The following is a 583-nucleotide window of genomic DNA, read 5'->3' on the forward strand; positions in this document are numbered from 1 at the left end:
CCGCACATCGACTTTCACGGTCTTGTTCCCGCCGACTTTTTCAAATTCCGATTCTTGCAGCACCCTCAAAAGTTTGACCTGGGCCAGAGGACTGATGTCGGCAATTTCGTCCAGGAAGATAGTTCCCCTGTGAGCCATCTCGAATCTTCCCAAACGGTCGGCGATCGCTCCGGTGAAGGCGCCCTTCACGTGGCCAAACAGTTCACTTTCCAACACACCCTCTGCCAACGCCGCACAAGTCACTGCGACGAACGGCTGATCCCGCCGAGGACTTAACCGATGAATTTCTCTGGCAATCAATTCTTTTCCCGTACCGCTCTCTCCTTCGATCAGTACGGTCGCTTTTGCGTTGGCAACCTGTGGCAGCAGATCTAGAATCCCTTGCAGTGTTTTACTTCGCGCCACAAGTGGGCCGCTTGTCCTGCTGCCTGTGTGCTGTTTGAGCTTTGTCTTGAGCTCATTGATCTGACTCAGATCGCGATAGGTCTCAACGATCCCTACCAAATTGCCGCACTCGTCGCGGAGGAGATCCGTGTTCAGACTCACCGGAATCTTCCGACCGTCCTTGTTTTGGATCACTGTT

1 protein-coding gene is annotated in these 583 nt (G+C 53.5%); it reads right to left on the bottom strand.

What is annotated here, in order from left to right; genetic code table 11:
* Positions 1-583: sigma-54 factor interaction domain-containing protein (locus JNK74_29640; protein ID MBL7650337.1), on the bottom strand; the 583-nt coding region annotated here is incomplete at both ends.

This window comes from Candidatus Hydrogenedentota bacterium (genome assembly GCA_016791475.1).
Lineage (GTDB): Bacteria > Hydrogenedentota > Hydrogenedentia > Hydrogenedentales > JAEUWI01 > JAEUWI01.